Genomic DNA, 20,547 nt, shown 5'->3' on the forward strand with positions numbered 1-20,547 from the left:
TTAAACCTTATGAGAATCGGTAGTCCTTTATTACAATAAAAAGCAGATTACTCTGCTTTTAGTTCTCGTAGCATCAAATCCTTGGCACTTTGGGAAGGCTTTTTATTTTCATAAAGAACCTGGTAGATTTCTTCAACGATCGGCATTTCGACATGAAGATCTTTCTTTAACTGATGAAGCACCTGAGTCGTACGGATTCCTTCTACGGTCTTATGATTATTCTCCCAGTACACCTTTGATGTATCTGCTTTTCCGATCTGATAACCGGCTTCAAAATTACGGGAATGGGTACTTGTACAAGTAACGATCAGATCACCCATGCCTGTAAGCCCCATAAACGTCTTTTCCTGACCGCCGCTGGCAACCCCAAAGCGGATCATCTCTGCCAGTCCTCGGGTAATCAGGGCAGCTCTGGTGTTGTCACCATAGCCCAAACCTGCCAGCATCCCGCTTGCTAAAGCAATTGAATTTTTAGTGGCAACTCCCAATTCACTTCCAATTTCATCATTTCCGGTATAAACCCTGAAATAATTGTTGGAAAAAACATTCTGAACAATTTTAGCGTCCTCTTCATTTAACGAAACAGAGCATACGCTTGTCAGCATACGGATCACGACTTCCTCAGCATGTGAAGGACCGATCAAAGATACGACACTGCTTAATTTCTCTTTATCGAAAACAGAACGTATGGCTTCTGACATTCGCTTTCCGGTTGTTGGATCAAAACCCTTTGATGTATTTACAAGAATAATCTTTTTGTTAAGAAAAGGCTGTATCTGAGCACAAACTTCAGATGTGACCGCACTTGGAACAGACATGACGACAATATCGGCATCAGCCACTTTAGAAATGTCCAAGGTTCCCTGCAGTTTTTCATTTAAGACTACATCATCGAAATATTTGGAATTTGTATGAAACGTATTGATTTCATTAATTTCTGCAGCATTATTTCCATAAATCAAGACCTCATGTCCATTATCCACGCAAATCTGTGCAAGGGCGCTTCCCCAGCTCCCACTTCCAATTACAAATACTTTCATCTTATTTCTCTCTTTCTCTAGCAATGATACGTAATGTCGTACCGGTAAAATTAAAGGCTTCACGAAGCTTATTTTCTAAAAATCTGCGATAAGAAAAATGCATCAGTTCAGGATCATTGACAAACAAAACAAATGTCGGCGGTGCAACGCTTACCTGTGAAGCATAATAGATACGCAGACGTTTTCCATTGTGCGTCGGTGGCGGCGTCATCAGCTGAGCATCCATGATGACCTCATTTAACACATTGGTCTGTATGCGCATCAGGGAATAATCATGCACCTCATCGATCAATGGCAATATCTGATGGATCCGTTGTTTTTTCAAAGCACTTACAAACAAAATCGGCGCATAACCTAAATAAATAAATTCATTTCTGATCTTCTTTTCAATTTCAATCTGGGTATGACTGTCCTTTTCAACACAATCCCATTTATTATACAGGATGATGATGCCCTTTCCTGCCTCATGCGCATAGCCGGCAACATGCTTATCCTGCTCCCTTATTCCTGTTTCACCATCCAGCACCACACAAACAACATCGCTTCTCTCAATAGCACTCATAGCACGCAATACCGAATATTTTTCGATATTCTCATAAACCTTGCCTCTTTTTCTTATCCCTGCAGTATCAATGACGACATATTCCTTGCCATCATGCTTAAAAGGCGTATCAATAGCATCACGCGTAGTCCCTTCGATATTGGAAACGATCGTTCGGTCTTCATTTAAAATAGCATTCACTAAGGAGCTTTTACCGACATTAGGCCGTCCGATAAATGCAAAAGAAGTAATCCCTTCATATTCACGGCGATTTTTTTCAGGAAAAGTTTTTACAAGCGCGTCCAGCATATCACCGATACCGATGCCGTGAATACCGCTGACCGCAATAGGATCACCGACTCCTAAGCTGTAAAATTCATAAATATTTGAAAGCAGATGATTGTCATCAATCTTATTTACCGCTAAAATCACAGGCTTTTTTGAACGTATCAGCATTTTCGCAATATATTCATCATCATGCGTGACACCCTCTGTTCCACTGACGATGAAAATAATAGAATCAGCTTCTTCAATCGCTATTTCAACCTGCATTTCAATTTCTTTTTGAAAAGGCTGGTCCGCCAGCTGAATACCTCCGGTATCGATTACTCGAAACTCTTTCGTCAGCCATTCTACCTTGCCGTAAATTCGATCACGGGTCACACCCGGAGTATCTTCGACAATGCTCTTTCTTTCACCGATAATGCGGTTAAAAATCGTACTTTTGCCCACATTCGGTCTTCCTACGATAGCACATACACCATTAATCATATACGACTCCCAAACGATTCAATTCGTTTTCGATCTTTGAAACGACTTCATCGATCGTTAAATCAGAGCTATCAATTTCAATAGCATCTTCAGCTTTTTTTAAAGGCGAATGTTCACGATGCATATCCTGATAATCTCTTTTTTCAATATCTTTGATGATCTCATCTCTATCAAAATCAATTCCTTTTTCTATGTATTCCTTAATACGACGATCTGCCCTCGCACCAGGTGAGGCAACCAGATATATCTTTAATTCGGCATCCTTCAACACAACCGTACCGATATCACGTCCATCAAGGATGTAACCTTTGTTTTTGGCAATCTGCTGCTGGAGTTCGACCAAACGCTTGCGTACCTTGAAATGTCTGCTGACACAACTGGCACCCATAGAGATATCATTCGTACGAATCTTATCCGAAACATCTTCATGATCCAGATATACATGACCTTCTTTATCAAAATCGATCTCCATTCCTTTGATCATTTCTGCCAGCTTTTCTTCATCATCCCAGTCAATACCTTCTTTTTTTGCTTTATAAGCCACACAACGATACATGGCACCGGTATCCAGATGAGAATAGCCTAACAGCTTGGCACACCTTTTGGCGATGGTACTTTTTCCGGCAGCACTTGGCCCATCAATTGCAATATTAATACGCATGAAACCACCTCATCATATTCTTCCGCTATTACGAAGGATCATAAATACCGTAAAACCGATCACCGCAAATAAGGCAATGACCAAAATCAGCAGGATGATGTTCAAAAGGCGATTGGTCTTATCAATATCGCTGCTTAGCTCATTCATTTCTTCTTCCTGCTTTTCTATTTTAATCTTCATCTGCTGTGTCTGTTCATTCAGCATCTGGATATGCTGGGCAGCCTCAATGTCCTTTGATACCGCATTTTCATCTTCATCGGCTTTTAGCTCCTCATCGCTTTTAGATGCTGTTGCTTCTTCAGCAGGTTCAACCTTGGTTACGTTCATTCCGCTCGTATTTTCTTCCTTCAGAAGCTCCTGAATCTGCATCGCAATTTCCTTTTTTGACTGGACAAGAGTATTCTCATCGATCTTTGGTTCTTCTTCAATTGTTTTCACATAATCCTCTCTTCTTAACCGAGCCGGATTTTTCAATTGATTTAAAATGTCGATTTCTGTAATATCGCTTTGTAAAAGTCCTTTTTCACGATTATACTGCTTCACATCCCTGATCAGATCATCCATATATTCGTTTACAAAGGTATCTGAATCTTTTTTCGGCAATGAGAATTCCCTCTCTCTGCGTGGCGGGACTTCTTCAGTCAGCTCCATTTTTTTAAATAATACAGGATCGCTTTTTTCAGTATTGTTTTCTTCAATTGTATTGGTATCGATCTGACGGCGCAGATTCTCATATTTTTTCACTCTGGATAATTTTTCCATAATGGCCTCCTCAACTCTCTTTATTATAACAAATTTCACTCTCTATTGATATGAATTTTTATTTTTATTTCAATATAACTGCCGATAACATTTCTTATCCCACCGCTGATAAAAATAAAAGAAGATCAAAAGAAAGACACCTAAAAGTAAAATAAGGATCCAAACAAAATGAATCGAATAGATATCGACAAGAGAACCCACAGTAACGTTTCCCAATGACCCGATGATCATAGAAGTGATATTTTGAATGGAAAGGATACGTCCGCGATGGGTCGAAGGAATTCTTTTGGTAAGATAAGGTGTCGATGAAATCGTACAGATGATCTCTCCAAAAGTAAAAAGAACCATGGAAATGATACATAAGTAAAACTGATCACGTATAAAGATATAAAAAGATAATGCCAATATTTCTAAAAAATTCCCCAGATATAAGCGATGAATATCTTTCCAAGCTAAAAAGATTCTTGTAAGCAGCGGTGTCCCTATGATAACGACAGCAGCATTGATGCTTGTCAGAAAGCCAAAATACAAGGCACCTTTTTCAAAAAAAGCAGCTTCCAGATGAAGCGGGATCAAAAAATTAAACTGTGCATAAATCAAACCGCTGATGCTGGCTATCAAAAAATAAACAAGCAGCAGCTTTCGTTTGCAAAGCACTTGCCATAATGCATCGCTTTCCTTTTTTTCATAAAAGCCTTCCTCCGCTTCTGTTTCTTTTTTTATATCTTTGACAAGGAAAAAGATCAGGATCGTTGATGATAAATCAGCGAATCCGCTAATGATAAACGCCAGGGCGAGATAATTTTCAAAAAGCAAACCACCAAGGGTCGGTGCCAGAACAAGTCCCAGATTCATCGAAAGATAGCTCAGCGAATATGCCCTCTCACGCTCATCGGCACTTGTCAGATCAGCAATCAAAGAATCAAAGCTGGGTCCCTCCATCTGTTGAAAAATGCTTCCTAAGGCATAAATGAGGATGGTCACGATGGAAAGCTGCATGAATCCGCATATGAGGAAACATGTCACACCTAATAAATCCAGGGTCACGATGATCGTCTTTTTATTATAACGGTCTGCCAGTTTACCGCCAATCAGATTACAAGGAATCATGATCAGTGAAAGTACCATCATATAAAAACCGATCTGGGTTGCATCAAATCCAAGCTTATTTTTCAGGATCAAGGTCAGCATGGGCCATATCAGCGAGCCCATCGAGGTCACGATGCGTCCGAAACATAAGATATATATTTCTTTTTTTAAACCGCCATACATGGCAAACAGATGTCTTGCTATATTCATGAACCTATTTTATCACATCCAAACACAAAGAAAAAGGAATCTTATGATTCCCTAGTCTTTTGCTCTTCCTGAATATTTTCCATCTATTGTTGTTACTAAAACCGTTTCACCTTCATTGATAAAAAGCGGTACACGAATATTTAAACCGGTTTCCAGAACGGCATTTTTCTGAGCACTCGTTGCGGTATCCCCTTTAACTGCCTGTTCTGCTTCCGTAATCTTCAAAGCCACCTTATCAGGTAAGATCACTCCAAGCACTTCTCCCTCATATAAAGAAATGTTCACATTTGTATTTGGTTTGATGAAATTTAATTCCCATGTCAGTCGTTCCATCGGAATTTCCAGCTGATCATATGTTTCATTATCCATAAAGATACAGTTTGTTCCATCATCATATAAAAACTGCATCTCTCTTTTATCGATATGAGCCGGCTCTACCTTATCGCCGCCCGTAAAAGTCAGATCAGAAATCGTACCGGTACGAAGATTTTTGCTTTTGACCTTAACGATCATCTGACGCATAGCTGTCTTGTTATGGGAAACATCAAGAACAGTATAAATACCATTTTCATATTCGATCGTATTGCCCGGTTTCAAATCATTTACAATAATCATAGTTTTCTTCCTTTCGATATCCTCTTTCATTGTAATGAATTTATGATTTTTGTCAATCTTTTTGGTAAGATTCCATCCTGATCCTTCGGGTACAGCCAACATTAACCATTGCGATAAATACTGCACTCAATAAGATCATGAGCTGATCTGAATCAAGCGTTTTATGAAACAAACGGTAAAACAGATACAAGAGGAACACAAAGCATAAGGTAAAGATTCCATCCTTAAATTCAAGTATTCGCCCGTTTGCTTCATAATATTGAACAAGCATGAGCTGATATAAAGAAAATAAGAGGGTGATCAATAGGACAGACGGCTCGAAAAAACCGGTTAATACAAATGGAAACAAAATGAGTAATAAAAGAATTGAAGCTGCGATATTTTTCCACATGCTGATAGTATGCTCATCTTTCATAAACATATTCCACTGATGCAATGCACAAGTAAACCTCATCATATTGAATGATCATGCGGAATTCTGCCTTACCGCTAAAATCAAGCGTGCATTGGCTTCCTTCATAAGATGCACTTACGGTAATATCCTTTTCTTCAAAGACAAAGTCATCGCAATTTTGTTCATAAAAGTCATTTTTGATACGTCGAAGCACTTTTATTTTAACGACTTCAAGATCCGTATCTATATTTTTCAAGGTCGTAAGATGAGCAAGCTGTAAGGAAAAGTAAATAGCTCCGGCAGCCAGCAAATGAAAAAGTCCAAGGGCCAGTATCAATACATTCCCTTTATCAGTTGCATCCAAGAAAGCGTTCTTTTCTCTTTGCGTCTTTTTCATAGCTGATATAGAAACAATCTCCTTTCTGAATAAAAGAACCTTCTTTGATATTTTCCATATAGATCACATAACCGTCTTTACGGACAAGTCTGTTTTTTTCCAAGATCAAACGAGCCTCTTTTTCAAGATAAAAGAAATTCAATTCATCTTCATGGCAGCGAATCTCACTAGCGATGAGAAGGAGATGGCGAAGCTGGTAAAGAGCAATCTCATCCTCAACGGCCACATGAAAATTCTGAAGCTTATGCATAAGCGGCAATACCATCGTCAAAAGAGAGATCGAAAGCGAGAAGACAAAAAGACTTAAAAGCATTTCAAGCATGGTATATCCCTTACTGGCTGGCTTTTTCATAAATGGGATCATGATTGATTTCAACATTTTCTATCCTTTCGATAACATGAATGGTCATCAGCAGATAATTGATGATGAGAAGCACGCTGCTGAATAGAAGCAGGCTTTCAAGAAGACTGTGCCCCTTCTCATTCATTGCTGATCCACCCGCTTCCAAGCTGAAAAACAGCTTTATATCCATTGCATCTCATTGTAAATGCTTTTGAGATATTGCCCTGTTCATTGTAGTGGAACAGCAAGGGATCACAGACAAGGGGTGAAAAGAAATAATCTTTATCATTGATGGTGACCTTATTTTGATTGATGTGGATCTCATGACGTTTCTGCTTGCTGATCCCTTCAAGCTGGCTCTGTCGCAAAAGTGCTTGCAAAGCTTTAAAATGAAGATAAGAGGAATCAGGAATATGGCGGATCGTCATGCCTGTCATCACAATGAGCATAGTAAGTACAAATATCATTTCTATAAGCGTATATCCGCTATTTTTGTACACTTGCCTGACCATTGACGATTTCGATCATAGAACCGTTTGGGCAGCGGTTCTGTCCTTCCTTCAAATAGCCTTTTTCAATCAAATCACTGATTGAACCGGGTGTGACAAGATTTTCAACCTCATAAAGAAGTATCTGAGAATCAACGACGCTTGTAAGTGCCTCACATCCTTTTGTATGGATGACTTTATTTTTCTGCTGGATATTGGGTAATGTAATTAAGAAAATCAGAGAAATGACAGATAAAACAAGGATCATTTCTAATACCGTAAAACCTTTTTTCATTTCTACCTCCTATAGTTGAGTGATCATATCCAATGGCATCAGCAAAAGCTGATAGATTGAAATAACAAGGATCGCAATCAGCGCATAAGCGATGCTGCTGACAAGCTTTGATGATGTTTTCAGAATTTTTTTAAATTCTCTTTTTTGAAATTCACAGTAATCATACAAGCATCCTTCTAAATTCTGTGTGTAAAAGCCTATTTTAAAAAAGCGTTTAAAGGTCAGATCAAGATAAGGCATCTGTTCGATCACCTGCAGCATTTCTTCACCCTGTTGAAGCTTCATGCTCATTGCTTTGATGTTGATCTGCAAGAAGGTATCTTTTTTCAATTTTGTCAGACATTCGAATACCTGTTTGGTCGAATACCCTCTTTTCATGAGGATGAGTGAATGAAGGGCAAAATCATAGGAGATGATCTTTTTGATGAGAAAAAATCTTCCAAGATAATTTAAATAAAGCTGCTGATATTTTTGGTGCTGTTTCTTTTTTATAAAAAACAGAAAGATGGACAAAAAAATGATACCAGCCATGAATATCAGCAAGACGCTTAAAATAAAATAGAAGAGCTGATGCAGATGAAAACCTTTTTGTACATCGATCATCATGCTTAGCTGAGGATAGATCTGAACTTCAAAAAATATAAAGACCATGAATGCGAAAAATAAGACAAAAAGCGGATAAGCTGTTTCTTTTAACCAATCCTCACGCAGCTGTTTTTTTATCTTATGATAATCATAAGCTGAAAGGATCGCCTGATCTAATGTCGAGATTTCCATAAAAAACTGAAGGGAGGCATAAAACGGATCCTTTGAATGGAAATCAATGAACTGTTTAAAATCAGCCCCTTCCTCAAGCTGACGCTGAATACTTTCATAACGCCCGAGAATGGTCAATGATGAAAAGAGTGAATATCCTTTGCTTAGAAGAAGAGAAAGCTGAATAAGATCTTCTTTAGTAATCGTTAAGGTCGATCTTCGCATCGGTTGAACGAATGATTTTTTTCTTGACTGCTTCTCTGATCTCTTCCTGAATCGTTTTATGATTTTCAATTTTTCCGTATTCAAGATATCTTTGAAGCTCCTGCTGGGCAAGAATTTCATAAATACAGACTCGCTCCTTTCTTTTGATATCGGGATATAGACGCTGATTGACGACAGCAGTGAGCGTTTCTTTCAGATCAAAAGCTGAAAGACCTAACTCTGAGAGCCTTTTTATTGCTTCTGTGGCACTTTTCGCATGAAGCGTAGAAAATACCAGATGTCCGCTCAAAGCAGCCCTATAAACCATTTCTGCACATCTCGGATCTCTGATCTCTCCGATCATGATGACATCCGGATCATGACGCAGTAATTGCTTGATGCCCTCTTCATATGTAAAATTCATTTTTTCATTGACCTGAAGCTGAAGATAATTGGAGCTGACGATCTCAATAGGATCTTCTAATGTAATGATCTTTAATTTCTTTTGCCGGGCAATTTCCTCAAGCAAGGCATGTAAGGTCGTTGTTTTCCCGCTTCCTGTCGGTCCGCTAAACAGGATCAAGCCGCTTCTTAATGAACACCACCGTTTAAATTGAATATTCTGTGTTTTTTTCACAGAACATTGACTGATCGTGATCGGTGAATGATTATTAAGGATACGCAAGACTCCGGTTTGGCTCTGATAAGAAGAAATACAAGAAAAGCGAAAATAATATTCTTTTTCTTTCAGCTTCATCCGAAAAGTCCCGGACTGAGGAACTGTTAAATTACCAAGATCAAGATTCGCACAATATTTGAGATATTGAAAAAGAGCGTCAACCTGATCATCTTCAAAGGGCTTGAAGCCGCTGATACCGCGCATCTCACAGGAATGCCTGGTATCAGAAATTAAAAAATGAATATCCGTAGCTTTTACTTTCTGTGATTCAAAAATCAAACGATACAATATCTTTTTCATAATCCCTCCTACTATTTTATATGCATCAAAGCTTCATTTTTCCCAAAAAAAATAAAAAAAAACAGCATTTTTTTAATGCTGTCCTAAAGCTCTTTCAAATAAGGATTATTTTTAAACTCTTCAAAAAGAGTTGTATTCTCACCATGACCGCAATAAATCTTATAATCCTTATCAATTTTCGCAATTTTTTTCAATGTTGCTTTCATCTGTGAAAAACTACCGCCATAAAGATCACATCTGCCAATGCCCTCTTTAAATAAAACATCTCCGCAAAACATCAGATCATCAATCAACAGCAATACGCTTCCCTTGGTATGTCCGCTCGCTTCTATGACTTCAAATTCAAAGGGTCCTATTTTTGTAACAGGCTGATAGTGAGATACCGCAGCCTTGACTGTAAAAGGCTCAGCCATCACGCTGGCATTCTTTTTGCTGTCGCGCAGCATCTCTTCATCATCCTCAGAAATATAAACGTCACAATGCAATTGTTTGACTAACGGATCCACAGCTTGAATATGATCAAAATGACCATGTGTCAAACAAATCGCATCAACGCAAAGTCCTTCAACCTCTTTCAGGATCCGTTTTGGATTCGCTGCGGGATCAATGATGATGCAATGATCAGCTTCCTTTAAGATATAGGTATTGGTAAATACATTTCCCAATACAAGACGTATGACTTCTTTCATCACGTACAATATAAAAAAAGCCGATAAAGGCTTTCTTTATTTCTTCTCCTTATGTTCAGTTTTCTTATTGCAGCGTGGGCAGTATTTGTTGACTACCATGCGGTCAGGATTTTTCTTTTTATTTCTTGTTGAGATGTAGTTTTCTTCTCCACAGACTGAACATTTTAATGTTAGACGATCTCTCATAATTCCTCCTATTCATTAATTTGCCTACAAATTATAACACAGTATTTCTTAAAATACCAGCCTTTATTCGTAGGTTTTATAGTATTCTACCAATGCATCATACACGATAGACATACATACGTTGGATTCCAAATTGCCTGTTGATGAGGTCGGAGCAACACAGGCAAAGGCAATGGTCGGATTCTCACTTGGTGCAAAACCGATCATGATCGAGTTTGACGTATCATCGCTGACCGTTCCTACCTCGGCAGTTCCTGTCTTTGCGGCAATGTCCTTATTCAATGAGGCAAAGCCTGCACCACAGGCACCGGAGCTGATACATTGGCGCATACCTTCCTTGACACGCTCCAGATATGCTTCATTTCCGTTCAAAACATCAATGACCTGCGTACCAAACTGTTCAACGATCGTTTCATCATCATTGATCTCATAGATCTGCTTCATGAAATGCGGTCTGACCTTGACTCCCGTACCTACCGTTGACACATATTGCAAAAGCTGAATCGGCGTATAGCTTTCATACTGACCGATTGAAAAGTCAAGCAGATGTCCGGAGGTATCATCCGTACCCGGATAGCCGCTTTCTTCATATGGAACATCTAATTGTGTTTCCGTTCCCAATCCGAACATACTGAAATATTTACGGTAAAGCTCATAAGCATTTTCAACGTTTGGCAGATTTAAGGCACCATACGGCGTATAATAGCCCCCGCCAAGACGGATCGCGATATGGAACATATAAACGTTACTGGATTGGCGGATCGCTTCGATATCGTTGATCAGGCCTTTATTGTTGTAACTTCCCTTCACAAGACCACCGGCAAAGTACATGGTCGTATCGTTGATAACTTCTCCGGGCTGTACTGCACCTTCATTAAGCCCCATATACAAGACCGCCGGTTTTACGGAAGAACCCGGAAGAAAGCTTTGCAGATAATTACCGCTGGCAAAAGGAATAAAGGACCCATCATCCTGAATTTGCTGGCCGCTCATAGCCAAAATTTCACCATTCTGCGGATTCATCATCACCAAAAACGCCTGTTTAAAGTCTTTTCGATAAACGTTGCTGCGGGCATTTGTAAGATACTTCTGCAAGATAGCATCAACCCGCTGCTGCAGATCGATATCGATGGTCAGCTGGATGTTATATCCTTTTTTACCTTCCTGGATCGTCGTAAAGATAGGACTTCCCGTATCCTCGTCATAGGTGATCTGCTTGATCGTTTTTGTGCCGCTGAGATAATTTTCATATTCTTTTTCCAAACCGCTTGTTCCGAAACGATCATTCAATGCATAATCATTTGCAAGATAATAATCTTTGCTGCCTTCTTCAAGACCTGTGGTCGATACACGGCCGAAGACATCGCGCAAAACACTGCCATAAGGATAAACACGCTGTGAATCCGTAGAAATGTCAAAACCGACGAATTCCTCTTTGTGTTCGATCAGATATGCCGTATTTTCTTCAGAAGCGTTCTCAACCACAACTGCACTGCTGATCAGCGTCGCCTGTTCCATCTTGTACATGACCGGCCAGGCGATATATTTCTGCTCATTGGTCAAATATCCCCGATTCGCATCAGCTTCATCCTGCGCAGCATTTCTTAATTCTTCGATCATCTCAGAAGTGATCTTTGAAATCTTGATGGAATATTGTTCACTGTCAGAAAGCTTTTTCTGGTCATCGCTCAATAACGAAGCACCTCTGTCTTTCGCAACCATGATATAATAATCCTTCCATTCACGTTCCGTGATAGAATCGCTCTGAATATCAAACTGTACCGCAAATTTATAAGCAAGCTGCCATTTGCTTTCGCTGTAAGAGCTCAGATCCTTTTGAGGATAATATGTAATGTTGACGATTTCCTCGCTGGAAACTAACACATTGCCATTCCGATCGATCATATCACCTCTTGGAGGCGAGGAAATCTGATTCTTTTGCGTAAATGCCGCTAATTTCACGATATACTCATCCTGTGAAAAATATTGAATTTGGATCAAACGTACGGCAATCACAAAAAAGCAGGCAAACACCGATAAAATCAAGATCCTTGCCCTTTTATTCACGACCTTATTAAAATCCATGTTGGATCGTAACAGATCGGAGCTTCTTTTTCTCATTCTTGCATCTAATTCTTTAAATGGATTTCTTAACATGAAAATATTATACATCATTCTTTTGATTCTTGCATCTAAAAAATTATGTGATATTCTATTAGTGAGGTGAAAAAAATGACAACACGTTCAGAAACAAGAGCCATCATGGTAAATGACCTGCAGATCGGTCATCAAAATAAAGTTATCATCCAGTCGATGTGCAATACAAAAACAAGTGATATCGAAGCAACCGTTAAACAAATACTCGCTTTGGAAAAGGCCGGCTGCCAGCTTGTCCGTTTAGCGGTGGTCAGCATTGATGAAGCCAAAGCTATTTCTGAAATCAAAAAAAGGGTTCATATTCCTTTAGTTGCTGATATTCATTATGATTATCGCATCGCAATCGAATGCATCCATCAGGGGATCGACAAGATACGGCTGAATCCCGGAAATATCGGTTCAAAGGAAAATGTCCGTAAGGTAGTGAACGAATGTAAGAAATATCATATTCCGATCCGTATCGGTATCAACGCCGGATCTTTGGAAAAGGATATCCATGATAAATACGGCAGGCCTACTGCTCAGGGAATGATCGAAAGTGCCCAAAGACATGTGAATATCTTAGAAGAGCTGGATTTTCATGATATTGCACTTTCATTTAAATCAAGCGATGTCAATCTCTGCATCGAAACCTATGAGCTTGCTTCCAAGACCTTCGATTACCCTCTTCATTTAGGCGTGACCGAAGCAGGTACCGTGTTTACCAGCTCTATCAAATCGAGTGCAGCTTTGTCTGTTTTGCTTCATCAGGGAATCGGTGATACGATCCGTATCAGCGTCAATGGTGATCCGGTTCAGGAAATCATGATTGCCAAGCAGCTTTTAAAGTGCCTCCATCTCATCGATCATGTACCAAATCTGATTGCCTGTCCGATGTGCGGCAGGACCAGCTATGACATTGAAAGCGTCATAAAAGAAATCGAGCCGTTTTTGATGAACATAAATGCTGATATCAATGTAGCCATCATGGGCTGTGCTGTAAATGGTCCGGGAGAAGCCAGACATGCGGATATTGCGATCGCAGGAGGAAAGGATGAAGGTCTGCTTATCAAAAAAGGCAAGATCATTGAAAAGCTCCCAACTGAAAAGATGGCAGATCGTTTAAAAGAAGAAATACTTAAAATGACAGCTTCGAAGGATGAAGCATAAAAGGCTTGTAAAAAGATGATTTCTGTACTGAAATCATCTTTTATTTGATATTGACAAACTGCTGGTTACGAAGCATTTCAATTTCTTCCTTATAAGGAGGCTTCTTTTCGATATAAGGAGTTTCCAGGATGATCGGGATATTTTCCAGCAAAGGGTGATGGGCAATCTGACAAAGCTTTTCAAAACCGATTGCACCATGTCCTAAATTTTCATGACGGTCTTTCCGTGCTCCGCAAATATTTTTAGAATCATTTAAATGAACGACTTTCAAATAGCTCAAACCGATGATCTCATCAAACATCCGTAATATTTGATCAAAATCACTGAGATCGTAACCGGCATCATGAATATGACAGGTATCCAGACAGACCCCCAGCTTCTTTATATGTACACCGTCGATCATTTGTCTGATTTCTTCAAACGTACGGCCACATTCACTTCCCTTGCCGGCCATCGTTTCTAAACAAAGAATACATTTCTGGGAATCGTCAAGAGCAGCATTTAACCCCTGTATGATGCTTTGAATACCGACATCGCTTCCGGCATTCACATGACTTCCCGGATGCAGGATCAAATAAGGAGATCCGATAGCGTCTGTTCGGATAATTTCATTTTTTAATAATTCGATACTGTTCTCATAGGTCTGCGGGTTCAGCGTATTTGCCAGATTGATCAGATAAGGGGCATGCACAACGACATGTTCCATTGAAAGATGATTTTCTTTTAGCAGAGCTTTTGCTTCATCAATTTTTAATTTTTCGATAGGAACCCTTCTGCCATTCTGCGGCGGTCCCGTATAAATCATGCAGGCATTGGCATGATAGCTGAGCATCTCTTTTATGCTTCCTAAAACATAATCAGGAGATGACATGGATACATGTGAACCTATGATCATTCTTCATGACCTCTTTTTTGGATCTGTGAAGCAATGGCTCTTTCTTTTTTCTGTTTTCTTATTTCCTCCTGGATCATGGCTCGTTTTGCTTTTCGTTTCAATTTTTCAACCTCCTGCTTACGCTTCTTTTTATATCCCGGCTTTACTGTTTTTTTCTTACGGTTGACGATCATGCTGACTTTTTTATCAAGCTCGCTTTGTTTATGTTCTTTTGGCTTATTTTTATCCTTTAAAGTGATCCATTGTCCGTCTTTAATATTCATATATTGAAAATGGATTCCCTTATTGGTCAGCTGGCGGATGGCATTTTCATCTTCTTTTTTGTAAAGGGAGTAGCAGATACCGCTCATACCTGCTCTGCCGCATCTGCCGGCACGATGGATATAGAAATCAATCTCACTTGGAAAGCCCAATGAAATAACATGTGAAATGCCCTTGATATCAATTCCTCTTGCAGCAATATCACTGGCAACGATATAGGTCTTATCCAGATTCATCAGGTTTTTCATGGCATTCTTACGTGCTCTTGAAGGCATATCGCCATGAAGCTCGATCAGATCATAACCATGATCACGCATTTCCTGAGCCACCTTTGCGGCTTCGCTGCGTGTATTGGCAAAGATCAGACAAACATAAGGCTTAAAACCTTTTAATACTTCCAAGAGCTTTTCATGGTATTCCTGATGCTTGCACGGGATACAGATATGTTCGATCTTAGGCGCGCTGATATGCGTATCATCTTCGATTTTGACCGTTACCGGATTATGCATATATTTTTTTAGGAAAAGCTGTAATCCCTGGGGCATCGTGGCACTGAAGGAGAGCATCTGAAGATCCTTTCGCATCTTCGAGGCAAAGGCATCAATATCCTCAAGAAAACCGAATTCCAAAGTCATATCCGCTTCATCAATGACCAGCAGCGATGCTCTGTCAATACGAAGCGTCTTTTCTTCGAGAAACAGATCCTTGATCCTTCCCGGCGTACCGATGACGACATGCGGCTGTATCCGTAAGGTCGTATTTTGTTTGTTTTTATCTATACCGCCACTGATCAGGCGAACACGACATCCCTTTAATGCTTCAGAAAGATCGGCAGCCCGCATATACAGCTGTAATGCAAGTTCACGGGTAGGGGCCGTTATGACCACCTGGACCTCATTTAAGCTTGGATCGATTCTTTCAATGATCGGAATCAGAAAAGCATGAGTTTTTCCAGTACCGGTATCACTGATGCCAATGACATCCTTTCCTTTACAAACCAGCGGAATTACTTTCTGCTGGATGGGGGTCGGAGCTATGAATCCGTTATGTTCGATAAAATCTTTTGTTGTTTGTTTGAATGTATAATCTGAAAATTTGCTCATAACTTTTCTCCTTTTTCTTGTTTATAATTATAACATAATTTTCCCAGATATGATATGATGATGACGAGGTGAAACAATGGAAGTAATCACAATTACCCCAAGAGGCTACTGCAAAGGCGTAGTCAATGCGATTGAAATCGCCAAAAGAACCAGAAAACAGCATCCCCATGATAAAATAACGATCTTAGGCATGCTGGTCCATAATCGCTTTGTCGTAGAGGCTCTTCAAAAATATCAAATATACAGCGTCGACACGGATAAAAAAACACGCTATGAGCTTTTAGACGAAATAGATGAAGGCTATGTCATCTTTACCGCCCACGGCGTCAGCGAACGTGTTGTCAACAAGGCAAAAGCCAAAGGATTAAAGATCGTTGATGCCACATGTGAATATGTTTCATTTATCCATACGCTGATCAAAGAAAAATTAGATGAAGGTTATACGATTGGCTATATCGGTAAAAAACATCATCCCGAAAGCGAAGCAGTGCTTGAAATCAGCGACAAGGTTCATTTGATCGAAACAGAAGATGACCTAACCTTCACAAATGAAAAGCTCTTCTTTACAAATCAGACGACACTCTCTTCTTATCAGACTGCTGCTCTTTATGAAAGCATCGCCAGAAAATATCCCCATGCACTTATCAGCAATGAGATCTGCAGCGCGACACGATGTCGTCAGCAGGCAGTCATGAAGCTTGAAAGAGCAGACGCTTTTATTGTTGTCGGTGATCCTAAAAGCCATAATACACAGAAACTGGCACAGCTGGCACAAAACAAAGCCGATCATGTTTTCTGCGTTGAAAATCTGGAGGCATTATTAAAAGAAGATCTGCATGCATTTCAAAAAGTAGCCGTAACAAGCGGCGCATCAACGCCTACTAAAATTACTCAGCAGATCATCCATTATCTCCAGACAGAAGAAATCATTCCCTTAAAAACAGAAGATGTCATTTAAAAACAGATGCTAAGCACCTGTTTTTCTTTGAATCATTTTTAGAAGATGAGTCAGCTCATCCGTCTGCTTTGAATCATGTAACATCTGAAGGATCTCCTGTATTTTTTGTTTACGAAACTTCCAATAATCCTGAAAGGTATCGCCCTGCAGATATTTTCCAAAAATATAATCTTCTTCGGTATAATGATCATGTCCGTGCTGACAGACCAAGATCGTATAATAATGTCCTTCATGAATGATTCTTTCATCAGTGATCTTCATATCATGTGCAATGATCCATTTTCTCAGATCATAGACATCTCCATTAATTTGCAGAATGAGCATCTCAAACTGATCAAGATCATGCTTTTCAAGAATCTTTTTGAGCGTATCAAAGCCCATACCGCTGATGACGCATACATTCGCATCGGCCGGTACATGTTCAAGGCCATCAGAAAGCACAGGAAAAATACGATCTTCAAGATTCATTTCCCGAATCGTCCTTTTCGCATTTTCTAAGGGTCCTTGTGCGATATCACAGGCATAGCATTTAACCGCTTTTCCATGAAGAACCGCAAGCGTGCACAAATAGGCATGGTCACAGCCGATATCTGCGACAATGCTGTTTTGCGGTATCAGCTTTTCGATTTCACGGATCCTTTTTGAAATTCTCATTGTGCTTTATCAACAAAATCCTTTAACCGTTTTGAGCGTGTAGGATGTTTCAGCTTACGTAAAGCCTTTGCCTCGATCTGACGGATACGTTCACGGGTCACATTAAATTCACGACCAACCTCTTCCAACGTCCTTGTACGTCCGTCATAAAGACCGAAACGAAGACGCAGAACCTTTTCCTCACGATCTGTCAATCCCTGCAGCACAAGGTTGATCTCATCCTTCAAAAGCTGGTTGTTGGCATATTCATCCGGTGACATCGCATTCTCATCTTCAAGGAAGTCACCCAAATGTGAATCATCCTCTTCACCGATCGGCGTTTCCAGCGATACCGGTTCAAGGGCAATCTTTTGAATTTCACGTACCTTTTCAGGAGTAATGCCATCCATCTTTTCCGCAATTTCCTCAGCTGTCGGATCTCTGCCAAGATCCTGTACCAGCTGGCGCTGGATACGGGTCAATTTGTTGATCGTTTCGACCATATGTACAGGAATACGAATCGTTCTGGCCTGATCGGCAATTGCACGTGTGATTGCTTGACGGATCCACCATGTCGCATATGTTGAAAACTTAAATCCTTTGGTGTAATCAAATTTTTCAACCGCCTTCACAAGACCCATGTTACCTTCCTGAATCAAATCAAGAAAGAGCATGCCGCGCCCAACGTATTTTTTAGCAATGCTGACTACCAAACGAAGGTTGGCAGCGATCAGCGTCTTTTTCGCTTCCTCGTCGCCTTCCTGAATGCGTCGTGCAATTTCCGGCTCATCTTCCGGATTCAAAAGATCGACACGTCCGATTTCTTTCAAATACATCTTGACCGGATCATTGATCTTAGCCTGAGAAGAATTCGCAAACGACTGTTCAAGCGATTCGATATCGCTTGCTAAAGCATCATCTTCATCAAATTCATCATCAAGATCCAAATCATCAAAATCACCGATATCATCCGGCTCATCAAGCACGATCGATGGATCATTCAGATTCAGATCCTCATCATCAGAAACTTCGATATCATTCTTGGTCAGCCAATCAAACAGCTCATCTGTGTCATCATCGCTTAAATCCAAGTGTTCTGTCGCACTAGCAATATCCTTCTGATACAAAACATGATCCTTCTGATACTTTTCCAAAAGATCTTCTTTTATTTCATCCAATGTCTTCAAACTATTGATTTCCTTTGTTTTTTCTTGCTTCATAATTTCTCCTAACTGATCCTACAACTGACTGCTTTTTCTACGCAATTCTATGATCTCATTCATCAATCTGGCCTTATCCAGCGGATTCGACATTTTTTTAGCCAGCTCAGACATTTCCTTGATTTTAGCTTCAATGCACTTATCATGAATCTTACGGATGGCATCCTTCAAGACCTCCATATTAAAGGCTTTCGGTGCCAATTCCCATTCACACAGATCGATCAGAAGCTTTTTGACTTCCTCCTCTTTGATCTGATTCAACAGATCCGCTGCCTGTATCGTATCGGAAAGCCGATACTCATTGATCAGATATAAGGCAAGCTGATTACAAACAGGATGAATCAGAAAGCCAAGATCATTTTTAAATACATTGACCGCCTGACGTGAAAGAAGCATTTGGCCTAATATTTCATATTCAGCCGCTTCCCCATATCTAAATTGAATATTTTTAGATATATTTCGTAAAACAGTTTTTGGCTTAACAGTCCTTTGACTCATATCAAAGCCTGTAATCTCATAAAGCTTCTTTAAATAGTTTTCTCTTAAAAAAGCTTCTTTTACACGTTCAATTTCAACGCTCATCTCCTTGGCATATTCAACTTTCTGCGAATAATTCTCCAAATGATATCTGCTTTGAAGATATTCGAAACAGAAATCGATCCATGAAATCGTTTTGTAAGACAGGGATCTTAATTCATCGATCCCATATTTTTCAATGATCTCATCGGGATCAAGACCGCTCTTATTATCGACAACCTCAAATACAAGAGCGCTCTCACTCGCCATCTTGCCGAATTTATAAATGGCATTGATGCCCGCAGCATCACCATCGTAACAGACATCTACCTTGACATGCATCTGTTTCAACAGTTTTAGCTGCTCCTTGGTACAGGCTGTTCCCAAAGTGGCAACCACATCTTCAATGCCTGCCTTATAAAAGGCTATCGTATCCATGGCTCCTTCTACCAGAAGTACCCGCTGGGTCTTCTTGCAGACCTCTAAAGCACGATGATAATTGAAAAGAACATTTCCCTTTACATAACATGGCGTTTCTGACGTATTGATATACTTCGCTTCATCCCCATCGCCGATTCTTCTTGCGGTAAAGGCAATGGGATTGCCATAGCGGTCATGAATCGGAATCGTGATCCTTGATGAAAAAACATCATGGATTCCCTGACTGGTCAAACGTACGAGATTGGCTTCTATCATTTCATCGTCTTTAAATTTTTTCGCCTTCAAGTAATGATATAGCGCATCTTCTTTAGGATTGTAGCCAATTTCAAACTTTTTAATCAAATCATCACGAATTTGCCGCTTATGCAGATAATCCAGAATATCGTTATGACCGCCCGATAGAAGCATGTAATGCGTATAATCGATAAACGCCTGGTTAAGCTTATAATAAGGTGCCAGATGAGCGTTGACATGATTTGAAGTGATTTCGATATCACCAACATCAATGTTACAGATCTTGGCAACCTTCACGACACTCTCAACAAAAGAGATGTTCTCATAGCGTGATACAAAGTTAAAGACATTGCCCCCTGCACCACACGCAAAGCATTTAAAGATCTGCTTATCCTGTGAAACGCTCATCGAAGGGTCGTGATCATCATGAAAAGGACACATTCCCACATAGCTTTTTCCTTTATGTGAAAGCGGGATATATTTTGAGATGACCTCAACGATATCACTGCGGGAACGTATTTCATTGATTTTGTCTTCACTTAATCTAGCCATCAGCTTTC

Annotated in this window: 24 protein-coding genes; 2 read left to right on the plus strand and 22 right to left on the minus strand. The window is 39.9% G+C overall.

The genetic code is table 11. From position 1 onward, the window contains the following. Positions 1-47: 47 nt before the first annotated feature. The 17 genes from Q0K35_RS09850 to Q0K35_RS09930 form a co-directional block, all read right to left on the minus strand. On the minus strand, positions 48-1,040 hold the full coding sequence (locus tag Q0K35_RS09850; RefSeq protein ID WP_294562660.1) for an NAD(P)H-dependent glycerol-3-phosphate dehydrogenase: 993 nt from the start codon (positions 1,038-1,040) through the stop codon (positions 48-50). 1 nt (position 1,041) lies between these two features. Beyond that, entirely contained in the window at positions 1,042-2,352 is a 1,311-nt protein-coding gene (der, locus tag Q0K35_RS09855) for a ribosome biogenesis GTPase Der (RefSeq protein ID WP_294562661.1), read from the minus strand. Beyond that, positions 2,345-3,013, minus strand: a complete 669-nt coding sequence (gene cmk / locus Q0K35_RS09860) for a (d)CMP kinase (protein ID WP_294562663.1) — start codon at positions 3,011-3,013, stop codon at positions 2,345-2,347. Before cmk ends, der begins: the two co-directional genes overlap by 8 nt. 12 nt (positions 3,014-3,025) lie before the next feature. Beyond that, positions 3,026-3,775 (minus strand): hypothetical protein, encoded by a 750-nt coding sequence (locus Q0K35_RS09865; RefSeq protein ID WP_294562664.1) that lies wholly within the window; start codon positions 3,773-3,775, stop codon positions 3,026-3,028. Positions 3,776-3,844: 69 nt separating this feature from the next. Further along, on the minus strand, positions 3,845-5,074 hold the full coding sequence (locus Q0K35_RS09870) for an MFS transporter (RefSeq protein ID WP_294562665.1): 1,230 nt from the start codon (positions 5,072-5,074) through the stop codon (positions 3,845-3,847). Positions 5,075-5,125: 51 nt separating this feature from the next. Next, positions 5,126-5,689, minus strand: coding sequence for an elongation factor P (efp, locus tag Q0K35_RS09875; protein ID WP_294562666.1), 564 nt, complete (start codon positions 5,687-5,689; stop codon positions 5,126-5,128). Between the two features lie 52 nt (positions 5,690-5,741). After that, positions 5,742-6,104, minus strand: a complete 363-nt coding sequence (locus Q0K35_RS09880; protein WP_294562668.1) for a hypothetical protein — start codon at positions 6,102-6,104, stop codon at positions 5,742-5,744. Next, complete coding sequence (locus tag Q0K35_RS09885; RefSeq protein ID WP_294562669.1) at positions 6,094-6,447, minus strand: hypothetical protein; 354 nt, start codon at positions 6,445-6,447, stop codon at positions 6,094-6,096. Before Q0K35_RS09885 ends, Q0K35_RS09880 begins: the two co-directional genes overlap by 11 nt. Beyond that, positions 6,434-6,802, minus strand: coding sequence for a hypothetical protein (locus tag Q0K35_RS09890; protein WP_294562670.1), 369 nt, complete (start codon positions 6,800-6,802; stop codon positions 6,434-6,436). Before Q0K35_RS09890 ends, Q0K35_RS09885 begins: the two co-directional genes overlap by 14 nt. 10 nt (positions 6,803-6,812) lie before the next feature. Then, a complete protein-coding gene (locus Q0K35_RS09895) occupies positions 6,813-6,968 on the minus strand; it encodes a hypothetical protein (protein WP_294562672.1) in 156 nt (51 codons plus the stop codon). After that, the gene (locus Q0K35_RS09900; protein ID WP_294562673.1) at positions 6,961-7,272 is read right to left on the minus strand and encodes a hypothetical protein; all 312 of its coding nucleotides are present in this window, start codon (positions 7,270-7,272) and stop codon (positions 6,961-6,963) included. Before Q0K35_RS09900 ends, Q0K35_RS09895 begins: the two co-directional genes overlap by 8 nt. Before the next feature lie 37 nt (positions 7,273-7,309). Further along, the gene (comGC, locus tag Q0K35_RS09905; RefSeq protein WP_294562675.1) at positions 7,310-7,606 is read right to left on the minus strand and encodes a competence type IV pilus major pilin ComGC; all 297 of its coding nucleotides are present in this window, start codon (positions 7,604-7,606) and stop codon (positions 7,310-7,312) included. Between the two features lie 9 nt (positions 7,607-7,615). Further along, entirely contained in the window at positions 7,616-8,671 is a 1,056-nt protein-coding gene (locus Q0K35_RS09910; RefSeq protein WP_294562678.1) for a type II secretion system F family protein, read from the minus strand. Continuing rightward, on the minus strand, positions 8,559-9,545 hold the full coding sequence (locus Q0K35_RS09915) for an ATPase, T2SS/T4P/T4SS family (protein ID WP_294562680.1): 987 nt from the start codon (positions 9,543-9,545) through the stop codon (positions 8,559-8,561). Before Q0K35_RS09915 ends, Q0K35_RS09910 begins: the two co-directional genes overlap by 113 nt. An 83-nt stretch (positions 9,546-9,628) precedes the next feature. Beyond that, positions 9,629-10,234 carry an MBL fold metallo-hydrolase gene (locus Q0K35_RS09920; protein WP_294562682.1) on the minus strand — a complete coding sequence of 202 codons (606 nt, stop codon included), beginning with the start codon at positions 10,232-10,234 and terminating at the stop codon, positions 9,629-9,631. 36 nt (positions 10,235-10,270) lie between these two features. Next, on the minus strand, positions 10,271-10,420 hold the full coding sequence (gene rpmG / locus Q0K35_RS09925; RefSeq protein ID WP_071442751.1) for a 50S ribosomal protein L33: 150 nt from the start codon (positions 10,418-10,420) through the stop codon (positions 10,271-10,273). A gap of 63 nt (positions 10,421-10,483) precedes the next feature. Further along, positions 10,484-12,577, minus strand: a complete 2,094-nt coding sequence (locus Q0K35_RS09930; protein ID WP_294562684.1) for a penicillin-binding protein 2 — start codon at positions 12,575-12,577, stop codon at positions 10,484-10,486. 75 nt (positions 12,578-12,652) lie between these two features. Between Q0K35_RS09930 and ispG the strand changes: the two genes are divergently transcribed. Next, a complete protein-coding gene (ispG, locus tag Q0K35_RS09935; protein WP_294562686.1) occupies positions 12,653-13,726 on the plus strand; it encodes a flavodoxin-dependent (E)-4-hydroxy-3-methylbut-2-enyl-diphosphate synthase in 1,074 nt (357 codons plus the stop codon). A 40-nt stretch (positions 13,727-13,766) separates the two neighbouring features. Here ispG and Q0K35_RS09940 read toward each other — a convergent pair whose 3' ends face one another. Together Q0K35_RS09940 and Q0K35_RS09945 are read right to left on the minus strand one after the other, a co-directional pair. Continuing rightward, complete coding sequence (locus tag Q0K35_RS09940) at positions 13,767-14,621, minus strand: deoxyribonuclease IV (RefSeq protein WP_294562688.1); 855 nt, start codon at positions 14,619-14,621, stop codon at positions 13,767-13,769. Further along, a complete protein-coding gene (locus Q0K35_RS09945; RefSeq protein WP_294562690.1) occupies positions 14,618-15,985 on the minus strand; it encodes a DEAD/DEAH box helicase in 1,368 nt (455 codons plus the stop codon). Before Q0K35_RS09945 ends, Q0K35_RS09940 begins: the two co-directional genes overlap by 4 nt. Before the next feature lie 76 nt (positions 15,986-16,061). On the opposite strand from Q0K35_RS09945, the gene ispH reads away from it, so the two are divergent. Next, positions 16,062-16,943 carry a 4-hydroxy-3-methylbut-2-enyl diphosphate reductase gene (gene ispH / locus Q0K35_RS09950; RefSeq protein ID WP_294562691.1) on the plus strand — a complete coding sequence of 294 codons (882 nt, stop codon included), beginning with the start codon at positions 16,062-16,064 and terminating at the stop codon, positions 16,941-16,943. Positions 16,944-16,952: 9 nt separating this feature from the next. On the opposite strand, the gene Q0K35_RS09955 is transcribed toward ispH, so the two are convergent. Genes Q0K35_RS09955 through dnaG form a run of 3 tightly spaced genes read right to left on the minus strand, consistent with a single transcriptional unit; the run spans position 16,953 to position 20,539 of the window. Beyond that, positions 16,953-17,597, minus strand: coding sequence for a class I SAM-dependent methyltransferase (locus Q0K35_RS09955; protein ID WP_294562693.1), 645 nt, complete (start codon positions 17,595-17,597; stop codon positions 16,953-16,955). Further along, positions 17,594-18,796 carry an RNA polymerase sigma factor RpoD gene (gene rpoD, locus Q0K35_RS09960; RefSeq protein WP_294562695.1) on the minus strand — a complete coding sequence of 401 codons (1,203 nt, stop codon included), beginning with the start codon at positions 18,794-18,796 and terminating at the stop codon, positions 17,594-17,596. Before rpoD ends, Q0K35_RS09955 begins: the two co-directional genes overlap by 4 nt. Before the next feature lie 18 nt (positions 18,797-18,814). Beyond that, positions 18,815-20,539: a DNA primase gene (gene dnaG, locus Q0K35_RS09965; protein ID WP_294562696.1), complete on the minus strand. Its 1,725-nt coding sequence runs from the start codon at positions 20,537-20,539 to the stop codon at positions 18,815-18,817. Positions 20,540-20,547 lie beyond the last annotated feature (8 nt).

The sequence above is a fragment of the uncultured Traorella sp. genome, assembly GCF_944327115.1.
Classification (GTDB): domain Bacteria; phylum Bacillota_I; class Bacilli_A; order Erysipelotrichales; family Erysipelotrichaceae; genus Traorella.

Bases quoted from the DNA above. Each gene is read 5' to 3' on its own strand.
- Q0K35_RS09940 (WP_294562688.1), bottom strand. From the start codon at position 14,621: ATGATCATAGGTTCACATGTATCCATGTCATCTCCTGATTATGTTTTA.
- cmk (WP_294562663.1), bottom strand. From the start codon at position 3,013: ATGCGTATTAATATTGCAATTGATGGGCCAAGTGCTGCCGGAAAAAGT.
- dnaG (WP_294562696.1), bottom strand. From the start codon at position 20,539: ATGGCTAGATTAAGTGAAGACAAAATCAATGAAATACGTTCCCGCAGT.
- Q0K35_RS09880 (WP_294562668.1), bottom strand. From the start codon at position 6,104: ATGAAAGATGAGCATACTATCAGCATGTGGAAAAATATCGCAGCTTCA.
- Q0K35_RS09870 (WP_294562665.1), bottom strand. From the start codon at position 5,074: ATGAATATAGCAAGACATCTGTTTGCCATGTATGGCGGTTTAAAAAAA.
- Q0K35_RS09945 (WP_294562690.1), bottom strand. From the start codon at position 15,985: ATGAGCAAATTTTCAGATTATACATTCAAACAAACAACAAAAGATTTT.
- rpoD (WP_294562695.1), bottom strand. From the start codon at position 18,796: ATGAAGCAAGAAAAAACAAAGGAAATCAATAGTTTGAAGACATTGGAT.
- ispG (WP_294562686.1), top strand. From the start codon at position 12,653: ATGACAACACGTTCAGAAACAAGAGCCATCATGGTAAATGACCTGCAG.
- der (WP_294562661.1), bottom strand. From the start codon at position 2,352: ATGATTAATGGTGTATGTGCTATCGTAGGAAGACCGAATGTGGGCAAA.
- Q0K35_RS09890 (WP_294562670.1), bottom strand. From the start codon at position 6,802: ATGCTTGAAATGCTTTTAAGTCTTTTTGTCTTCTCGCTTTCGATCTCT.
- Q0K35_RS09955 (WP_294562693.1), bottom strand. From the start codon at position 17,597: ATGAGAATTTCAAAAAGGATCCGTGAAATCGAAAAGCTGATACCGCAA.
- Q0K35_RS09895 (WP_294562672.1), bottom strand. From the start codon at position 6,968: ATGAATGAGAAGGGGCACAGTCTTCTTGAAAGCCTGCTTCTATTCAGC.
- Q0K35_RS09865 (WP_294562664.1), bottom strand. From the start codon at position 3,775: ATGGAAAAATTATCCAGAGTGAAAAAATATGAGAATCTGCGCCGTCAG.
- Q0K35_RS09900 (WP_294562673.1), bottom strand. From the start codon at position 7,272: ATGCTCATTGTGATGACAGGCATGACGATCCGCCATATTCCTGATTCC.
- Q0K35_RS09915 (WP_294562680.1), bottom strand. From the start codon at position 9,545: ATGAAAAAGATATTGTATCGTTTGATTTTTGAATCACAGAAAGTAAAA.
- Q0K35_RS09930 (WP_294562684.1), bottom strand. From the start codon at position 12,577: ATGTTAAGAAATCCATTTAAAGAATTAGATGCAAGAATGAGAAAAAGA.
- comGC (WP_294562675.1), bottom strand. From the start codon at position 7,606: ATGAAAAAAGGTTTTACGGTATTAGAAATGATCCTTGTTTTATCTGTC.
- Q0K35_RS09850 (WP_294562660.1), bottom strand. From the start codon at position 1,040: ATGAAAGTATTTGTAATTGGAAGTGGGAGCTGGGGAAGCGCCCTTGCA.
- rpmG (WP_071442751.1), bottom strand. From the start codon at position 10,420: ATGAGAGATCGTCTAACATTAAAATGTTCAGTCTGTGGAGAAGAAAAC.
- ispH (WP_294562691.1), top strand. From the start codon at position 16,062: ATGGAAGTAATCACAATTACCCCAAGAGGCTACTGCAAAGGCGTAGTC.
- efp (WP_294562666.1), bottom strand. From the start codon at position 5,689: ATGATTATTGTAAATGATTTGAAACCGGGCAATACGATCGAATATGAA.
- Q0K35_RS09920 (WP_294562682.1), bottom strand. From the start codon at position 10,234: ATGAAAGAAGTCATACGTCTTGTATTGGGAAATGTATTTACCAATACC.